The organism is Mesorhizobium sp. M7A.F.Ca.AU.002.02.1.1 (assembly GCF_003998535.1).
GTDB lineage: Bacteria > Pseudomonadota > Alphaproteobacteria > Rhizobiales > Rhizobiaceae > Mesorhizobium > Mesorhizobium ciceri.
Genome location: NZ_RZPB01000207.1, coordinates 1 through 8414 on the forward strand (window position 1 = coordinate 1; position 8414 = coordinate 8414).

Genomic DNA, 8414 nt, shown 5'->3' on the forward strand with positions numbered 1-8414 from the left:
GACCGCGACAGATACAAGCCCGCCCACATAACGACAAATCCAGCAAGAACGATCAGCAGCAACCAGTTCATACGCCGACGCATGCTCTGCGTTTCCGCGTCCCGCGCGACGTCCATGTTGGTGATGGTGTGGAACATCATCGCCTTGCGCGGAAAGCCGCTGCGGTTGGTCAGGTCAGGCGAGCGCGCCTCTATGCGATAGCTCAGCCGGATCGCCTGGATGAAGACCGCCAGTATGGCGAGTGCCCAGACACCGGCCAGCAGATAGACCCCCGTCATGCCCTTACCTCTCGTATTTCTCGACCTTCTGTTCGATGGCACCGAAGATCGAATGCCCAGCCTTGTCCTTCATCTCGATGCGCACCGTGTCGCCGAAGCGCAGGAATGGCGTTTTGGGTTCGCCTGACACAATGGTCTCGATCATGCGCAGTTCGGCGATGCAGGAATAGCCGGCGCCGCCGGCCGAGACAGGCTTGCCCGGCCCGCCGTCGAGCTTGTTGGAGACGGTGCCGGAACCGATGATCGTGCCGGCGGCCAATGGCCGTGTCCTTGCTGCATGAACGATCAGCGCCGGAAAGTCGAAGGTCATGTCGATACCGGCATTGGCGCGGCCGAACGGCTTGCCGTTGAGATCGGCAAGCAGCGGCAGGCTGACCTTGCCGCCGTCCCAGGCATCACCCAGTTCGTCCGGCGTCACAGCGACCGGCGAAAACGCCGAGGACGGCTTTGATTGGAAAAAACCGAAACCTTTGGCCAGTTCCGGTCCGGTGAGCGCGCGCAACGTAACGTCGTTGACCAGCATGACCAGTCGGATCGCTGCCTTTGCTTCTTCGAGGCTTGCACCCATCGGCACGTCGTCGACGATGACAGCGACCTCGCCCTCCATGTCGATGCCGAAGGCTTCGTCAGCCGTGCGGATCGGATCACGTGGCGGAATGAAAGAATCCGAGCCGCCCTGGTAGATCAGCGGGTCGGTCCAGAAGCTCGCCGGCATCTCGGCGCCGCGCGCTTTGCGCACCAGCTCGACATGGTTCACGTAAGCCGAGCCATCGGCCCATTGATAGGCACGCGGCAGCGGCGAATGGGCGTCATGTTCGTGGAAGCGCTCCGCCGGCATCGCATTGTTCTCAAGCGATTCCGCTATTGTCGCGAGATGCGGGGCGATGCGCCGCCAGTCGTCGAGCGCCGCCTGCAGCGTGCGAACCAGGAACGAGGCGTCGGTGAAGCGTGTCAGGTCGCGCGAGACGACGACGAGTTTCCCGTCGCGCGTCCCGTCCTTCAATGTGGCAAGCTTCATGCGGTTTCCTCTCCTGCTGCAGCTTTGGCGCTGCTTAAGCCCACAACAAGACCGTCGCGGGCGATCGTCAAGTCGCCGTTCCAAGTTTTCCTGACGGCGGCAGTCCAGTCGGCCTCGCCTATCAAAGAATCGTCGGCCGGAATGAGGTGGTTGAGCACCAATCTCTTCACGCCGGCATCGCTTGCGATGCTGCCGGCCTCTTCGGCAAAGCTGTGGCTGGCGAGCAGATGCTCTCTGAGCCGCGCACCATTGCCGGTCCTGGCCACCAGTCGCTCGATGCCTTCTTCCAGCATGGCTTCGTGGACGAGGATGTCGGCGCCTCGGGCAAAATCGGCGAGCGGCGGATAAAAGGCCGTGTCGCCGGAGAACACCACGCTTTTGGCGCCATGCTCGAAGCGAAGCGCAAAACAATCGGTCACCGGCGGATGCTCGACGCGCAGCGCCGAAACCGTCAAGCCGCCCTGCGCGACCACCTGGCCTTCGCCGAATTCGCTGATCGACACCAGATCGCGAATATCCGGCCGGCCTTCGTCAACGATGCGGATCTCGATGTCGAACTCCATCGCCTGGCAAAAGCGCCGCCAGTAATGACCGGTGCCGGGCGGACCGAACACGCCGACGGGCGTCGCGAGGCCCGCCGTCCAGGCGGTGTGGATCAGCGGCCCCAGTTCAAGCACATGGTCGGAGTGCAGATGCGTGATGAAGATCAGGTCGAGCGACTTCAGGCTGATGCCGGCATCGACCAGACCACGCGTCACGCCAAGGCCGCAGTCGACGACGATGCTGCGGCCGCCGATCTGCAGCAGCGACGAACTCGGCCATGGACCACCCGGCCGCAATGCCGGGCCACCCTTCGAGCCCAAAAGCACCAGCCGATCCGGCATTGGCTCGGTGATCAAGACCAGTCGCCCTCGGGCGTGCCGTTGAAACGCTTCTTCAGGTCGGCCCAGCAGTCGATGTAGTTGTCCTGCCGGGTTTCGAGCTCGGCGCCGTAGCGGGTCAGCATCTGCGGAAATCGGGTCTCGAACATGAAGGCCATGGTGTTGTCGAGCTTGACCGGTTTCAGCTCCGCGCGCGAGGCCTTTTCAAAGCCAGGCGCATCCGGCCCATGGGCCAGCATCAGATTGTGCAGGCTGATGCCGCCAGGCACGAAACCTTCTTCCTTGGCGTCGTACTGGCCGTGGATCAGGCCCATGAACTCGCTCATGATGTTGCGGTGGTACCAGGGCGGCCGGAAGGTATCTTCGGCCACCAGCCAGCGCGGCGGGAAGATGACGAAGTCGATGTTGGCCGTGCCCTCCTCGCCGCTTGGTGCCGTTAACACGGTGAAGATCGACGGATCGGGATGGTCGAACAAAAGCGCTCCGACCGGTGAAAAGGTCGCCAGATCATATTTGTAGGGCGCATAGTTGCCGTGCCAGGCAACGACATCGAGCGGCGAATGGCCGATCTCGGTGACATGGAAATTGCCGCACCATTTCACGATCAGCCGGCACGGCGTTTCCTTCTCCTCGAACCAGGCGCAAGGCGTCTTGAAATCGCGTGGGTTGGCCAGGCAATTGGCGCCGATCGGGCCGCGATCGGGCAGCGTCAACTTGGCGCCGTAGTTCTCGCAGACGTAGCCGCGCACTTCGGCGTCGACCAGCTCGACCTTGAAGACCAGACCGCGTGGCAGCACGGCGATCTCGCCGGGCCGCAGCTCAATGACGCCCATCTCGGTGACGAAGCGCAATGCGCCGACTTGCGGCACGACCAGCAACTCGCCGTCGGCATTGAAAAAATGATCGTCCGCCATCGAGGTGTTGGCGACATAGACATGCGCCGCCATGCCGGTCTGCCCGAGCACGTCGCCAGCGGTTGTGATGCTGCGCATACCGGCGATGAAATCGGTCGGCTCCTTCGGCATCGGCACCGGGTTCCAGCGATACTGGCCGAGCGCCAGTTCATGATCGCCGACATTGGGCGCACTCTTCCACAAGGGATAGCTCGCCGCCTTGAAGCGGCCGGTGTGCTTGACGCTCGGCCGGATGCGGTAGAGCCAGGACCGCTCATTGGTGCCGCGCGGCGCGGTGAAGGGCGAGCCTGAAAGCTGCTCGGCATAGAGGCCGTAGGCCGGCCGCTGCGGCGAATTCCGTCCCTGCGGCAACGAGCCGGGCAGCGTCTCGGTCTCAAAATCGTTGCCGAAGCCCGGCATATAGGAAAAGGCCATTGCTTCCTCCCGGAATGGATCTCAATTGACCAAACTGGTTTCATTTGTAACCATCGAAAATGTAACCATCAATGGCGGCTTTGAAAAATGGCGATCAGGAGCGAAGCGTCCGACGCGGCTGAAATTCTCAATCTGGAAAACTTCCTGCCCTACCGGCTCTACCGGCTTGCCGACGCCGTCAGCCGCGAATTTTCGAGGATATACAAGGACAGCCATGGCCTGACGCGGCCGGAATGGCGCACCCTTTCGGGGCTGGGGCAGCATGGAACGATGACTGCGACCGAACTCGGCGAGCAATCGGCTATGCACAAGACCAAGGTTTCACGCGCCGTGGCTGAACTCGAGCGGCGGCGCTGGTTGATGCGGACACCTGATGAGAAAGATCGCCGTATCGAACATCTGACGCTGACCGGAACGGGGCTTGCCGCCTATCGCGAGATGGTGCCGCTGGCGAAGGCGTTCGAACGGGATTTGCTGGCAAGGCTCAGCGCTGAAGAGCGCACGGCGATCACCAGCGGACTGGCTGCATTGGAGACCAGTCTGGTCCCGAGCAAGAGTTAGTCCAAGATCAAGCCAATCACTCTGAACGACGGAGTTCGAGCGAGACTGCGTGGAAACTCCCGAAGCATAGCATTGCTTTCGATTTAATCGTTATTTGCGTTGTCAGGCCGCGTATAATGCCCATCATACCGACAGGAGGACTACGATGAGCATTCGCACATTAAGTGTCCTGGTGACGCTGCTTGTAGGCACCTGCACATTTGCGCAGGCGCAGCAGACAAAGCCGATGTCGATCGAAGTGTTCCCTTTCGAATTGGAGGACAAGAGCGCCGGGGCGGGAATAATTCCCCCGGATGAATATGACAGGCGCTATCTGTCGGAATCAGCACAAGTTGCTAAGGACATGCTCTCCCAGTCTGGGCGTTTTACAGTAATTGATGTGCCGGCGAGGGATACACAGGCCACGGCGCCGCACGGATTGCGCAACTGCGCTGGTTGTGAAGGCCCGATTGCCAAGGAGCACGGCGCGTCGCTTGCCTTGCTTGGCGTCGTAACGCGCGTCAACCGAACAGAACATACTATGTTCATTCGCATCCTTGACGCCGAAACCGGGAAACATGTTTCGGAGGGGTTTACCGATCTTCGCATGGGTGCGAACTACGCGTGGCCCCGCTCCGTGAAATGGCTGATGAAAAACAGAATTCTGCGTTAGGGCGGCATCTACCAATCCATCACCACCTTGCCGGAACTGCCGCTGCGCATTGCATCGAAGCCGGCTTGGAAATCGTCGATGCCGATGCGGTGCGTGATAAGCCCGGAAACATCCAGCGGCCCCTGCACCAGCGCGATCATCTTGTACCAGGTCTCGAACATCTCGCGGCCATAGATGCCCTTGAGATGCAGCATCTTGAAGATGACCTTGTTCCAGTCGATCTCGAATCCGGTCGGGGCGATGCCCAGAATGGCGATCTTGCCGCCGTTGTTCATGGTGTCGATCATGTCGCGGAAGGCGGGGGCTGCGCCCGACATTTCGAGGCCGACATCAAAACCCTCGGTCATGCCGAGTGCCGGCATGACATCGCGCAGCTTTTCCTTGGACGCGTCGACGACATGCTGGACGCCGAGCTTTTTCGCCAGCGCCAGCCGCACCGGATTGATGTCGGTGATGACCACTTTTCGCGCGCCGACGCATTGGGCGACGAGCGCGCCCATGATGCCGATCGGCCCGGCGCCGGTGACCAGCACGTCCTCGCCGACCAGATCGAAGGAGAGTGCCGTGTGCACGGCATTGCCCAACGGATCGAAGATGGCGGCGATCTCGTCCGGCACATCATCGGGGATCGGCACGACGTTGTGCTGCGGGATAGCCAGATACTCACCGAAGGCGCCCGGACGATTGACGCCGACGCCGAGCGTGTTGCGGCACAGATGCCCTCGCCCGGCGCGACAGTTGCGGCAATGACCGCAGACGATGTGGCCCTCGCCCGACACGCGCTGGCCGACCTTGTATTCGGTGACCGCTGCGCCGAAATCGGCAACGGTGCCGACGAATTCATGGCCCGTCACCATCGGCACCGGCACCGTCTTCTGCGCCCACTGGTCCCAATTGTAGATGTGCACGTCGGTGCCGCAGATCGCCGTCTTCTTGATCTTGATCAGCACGTCGTTAGGGCCGATTTCCGGCACCGGCACCTCTTCCATCCAGATGCCTGGTTCGGCCTTGGCCTTCACCAGCGCTTTCATCATGTTCGACATGCTTTTGTCCCTTGAAGCTCTTGTTCCGGAATCGCTTTTCGATTCCGGCTTGTCAGGAAATCACCCCGAGTTCGCGCCCGACGGCGGCGAACGCTTCCACCGCGCGGTCGATATCGGCGCTGGAATGCGCCGCCGACATCTGCGTGCGGATGCGCGCCTGCCCCTTTGGCACCACCGGGAAGGAGAAGCCGATGACATAGATGCCGCGCTTCAGCATGCGCGCGGCCATCTCCTGCGCCAGGCTGGCATCGCCCAGCATCACCGGGATGATCGGATGATCCGCTCCGGCCAGCGTGAAGCCGAGCTTGCCCATTTGCGACCGGAACCGCGCAGCGTTGTCGTAGAGTTTGTCGCGCAGCCCATCGCCGTCCTTGATCAGCTCGAACACCTTGATCGAAGCGCCGGCGATCGCCGGCATCAGCGTGTTGGAAAAGAGATACGGCCGTGAGCGCTGGCGCAACCAGTCGACCACCTGGCTTTTGCCCGAGGTGTAACCACCGGAGGCCCCACCAAGTGCCTTGCCGAGCGTCCCGGTGATGATGTCGACCCTGCCCTCGACGCCGCAATGCTCGGCCGAGCCGCGGCCGTTCTGACCGACGAAGCCGACGGCATGGCTGTCGTCGACCATCACCATGGCGTCATACTTCTCGGCGAGGTCGCAGACACCCCTGAGATTGGCGATGATGCCATCCATCGAAAACACGCCGTCGGTGGCGATCAACCGGAAGCGGCAGTCCCGGGCTTCCTTCAGGCGCGCCTCGAGATCGGCCATGTCGTTGTTGGCGTAGCGGAAACGTTTGGCCTTCGACAGCCGCACACCATCGATGATCGAGGCATGATTCAAGGCATCCGAAATAATGGCGTCTTCCTCGCCCAGCAGCGTCTCGAACAGGCCGCCATTGGCATCGAAGCAGGAGCCGTAAAGGATGGTGTCTTCCATGCCGAGGAAGGAGGAAATCGTGGCTTCGAGTTGCTTGTGCTCTTCCTGCGTGCCGCAGATGAAGCGCACCGATGCCATGCCGTAGCCATAGCGGTCGAGCGCCTGCTTGGCAGCATTGCGCAAATCGGCGCTATCGGCGAGGCCGAGATAGTTGTTGGCACAGAAATTCAACACCTTGTCGCCGCCGACCTCGATCTCGGCCGACTGCGTCGAAGTGATCACCCGCTCCGACTTGTAGAGGCCTGCCGATTTGAGCCCCGCGAGCTCGCTGTCGATGTGGGAGAGGAATGCTGCGGTCATGACCTAGCCTCGTTTGATGTGGGCCGACTGTCGTCTCGTCCGCGCGAAAAATCCATCGCAAAAACGACCGGATCGGTGGCAAGCAGCACGATGCGGCCCCGATGTCGATCATCACGCGGCCGAGGAACGACGCCACGACAAAGGTTCTGGCCGATGACCGCTCAAATGCCGGTACGGTGCTAAACGAGCCGATAACCATTCCGCGATCTTTCCACGGCCGCCCCTTGCCGGACAGCCGTCGATTTCCGGTCCTGTTAACGTTTGCAGTTCAATGGTGCTCATACAAGAATCCCTAGGCAAGAATCCTTAGGCGAGAGGGCCGCCCCCGAAAATGTCGCAGCAGCCGGTGCAAACCGTTTCAGGCAAGCTCATACTGCTGATCAAGGCTGGCTATTGGCTGGCCCTGCTGATCATTGCGGCCATGGTGATCGCCTCCTTCATCCTGCTGCAGCAGATGATGGCCACCCAACAGCACAATCACACCTTGCTCGACATCGTCAGCACACAAAAGACGCTGTCGCAGCGCATCGTCTTCCTTGCCAGTGCAACGGGTGCCGGTTCACGCGACAAGCAACCGGCGCTGGTCAGCGCGCTCAAGCAGGCAACGGCGGAGTTCGAGACCAACTACGACCTGCTGCTCGATCAGACAGGAGCCGATCCGCAATCGCCGGCCAAGCTCGACCCGAAGTCGATCGAAAGCGTCCTCTTCGCCAAGCCCTTCCACCTCGACTATTTCTCCGTCGGGCTGATCGCCAATGGCGACCGCCTGATCTCGGCCTATGAATCGCAATTCAACGGCAATGGCGGCTACAAGGGCGGCGGCGAACGCGTCAATCTCGACGCCTCAGTCGCCAATGCGACCTTGTCGGGTTATGCCGCGCTCGGCCAGCGCATCACTGCCGACGCCGACGACCGCTCCGAGAAGCTGCTCGCTCTCCATCGCACGCTGTTCTACGCCACAATCGGCGTCATCATACTGGTGGCGCTCTTCATCTTCAGGCCGATGTCGAACGCCATCCTGCGCAAGACGCATGAACTGATCGACGCGCGCAATTCCATGGCCTTCATCGCGGTTCATGACGGCCTCACCGGCCTGCACAACCGCACGTTCCTGACCGATCATTTCGACACGCTGATCAAGGGCACGCACCGGCGTCGCGAACGCCTTGCCGTCGTCCAGCTCGATCTCGATCGGTTCAAGCAGATCAACGATACGCTCGGCCACGCCGCCGGCGACTATGTGCTGGTCGTCACGGCACAGCGCATGCGCGATTCCTGCCGGGCGTCGGATCTGTGCGTGCGCCTGGGCGGCGACGAGTTCGTCATGATCCTCGGCGGCGCCGGCGGCACCGAAGACATCAACATGCTGGCGCGGCGCATCTTGGCGCACATCAACGAGCCGATCGTCTTCCA

General features: G+C 61.5%; 9 protein-coding genes. 3 read left to right on the forward strand and 6 right to left on the reverse strand.

Annotated features, from left to right (window positions below; translation table 11 throughout):
- The 4 genes from EN879_RS14950 to hmgA form a co-directional block, all read right to left on the reverse strand.
- The coding region (locus tag EN879_RS14950; RefSeq protein WP_127274113.1) for a hypothetical protein at positions 1 to 278 on the reverse strand (278 nt) is incomplete at its 3' end.
- A gap of 4 nt (positions 279 to 282) precedes the next feature.
- Entirely contained in the window at positions 283 to 1296 is a 1014-nt protein-coding gene (locus tag EN879_RS14955) for a fumarylacetoacetate hydrolase family protein (RefSeq protein ID WP_063167737.1), read from the reverse strand.
- Positions 1293 to 2180 carry an MBL fold metallo-hydrolase gene (locus EN879_RS14960; RefSeq protein ID WP_032899759.1) on the reverse strand — a complete coding sequence of 296 codons (888 nt, stop codon included), beginning with the start codon at positions 2178 to 2180 and terminating at the stop codon, positions 1293 to 1295. The genes EN879_RS14955 and EN879_RS14960 overlap by 4 nt, the downstream gene beginning before the upstream one ends.
- An 11-nt stretch (positions 2181 to 2191) precedes the next feature.
- On the reverse strand, positions 2192 to 3505 hold the full coding sequence (hmgA, locus tag EN879_RS14965) for a homogentisate 1,2-dioxygenase (RefSeq protein ID WP_024505602.1): 1314 nt from the start codon (positions 3503 to 3505) through the stop codon (positions 2192 to 2194).
- An 87-nt stretch (positions 3506 to 3592) separates the two neighbouring features.
- On the opposite strand from hmgA, the gene EN879_RS14970 reads away from it, so the two are divergent.
- Together EN879_RS14970 and EN879_RS14975 are read left to right on the forward strand one after the other, a co-directional pair.
- On the forward strand, positions 3593 to 4066 hold the full coding sequence (locus EN879_RS14970; protein WP_024505603.1) for a MarR family transcriptional regulator: 474 nt from the start codon (positions 3593 to 3595) through the stop codon (positions 4064 to 4066).
- Positions 4067 to 4211: 145 nt separating this feature from the next.
- Positions 4212 to 4718, forward strand: coding sequence for a DUF2380 domain-containing protein (locus EN879_RS14975; RefSeq protein WP_063167736.1), 507 nt, complete (start codon positions 4212 to 4214; stop codon positions 4716 to 4718).
- An 8-nt stretch (positions 4719 to 4726) separates the two neighbouring features.
- Here EN879_RS14975 and tdh read toward each other — a convergent pair whose 3' ends face one another.
- A complete protein-coding gene (tdh, locus tag EN879_RS14980) occupies positions 4727 to 5761 on the reverse strand; it encodes an L-threonine 3-dehydrogenase (RefSeq protein ID WP_013532321.1) in 1035 nt (344 codons plus the stop codon).
- 52 nt (positions 5762 to 5813) lie between these two features.
- Positions 5814 to 7001 carry a glycine C-acetyltransferase gene (locus tag EN879_RS14985; RefSeq protein ID WP_063167735.1) on the reverse strand — a complete coding sequence of 396 codons (1188 nt, stop codon included), beginning with the start codon at positions 6999 to 7001 and terminating at the stop codon, positions 5814 to 5816.
- A 331-nt stretch (positions 7002 to 7332) separates the two neighbouring features.
- Here EN879_RS14985 and EN879_RS14990 point away from each other — a divergent pair.
- On the forward strand, positions 7333 to 8414 hold a 1082-nt coding region (locus EN879_RS14990; protein ID WP_164774416.1), incomplete at its 3' end, for a GGDEF domain-containing protein.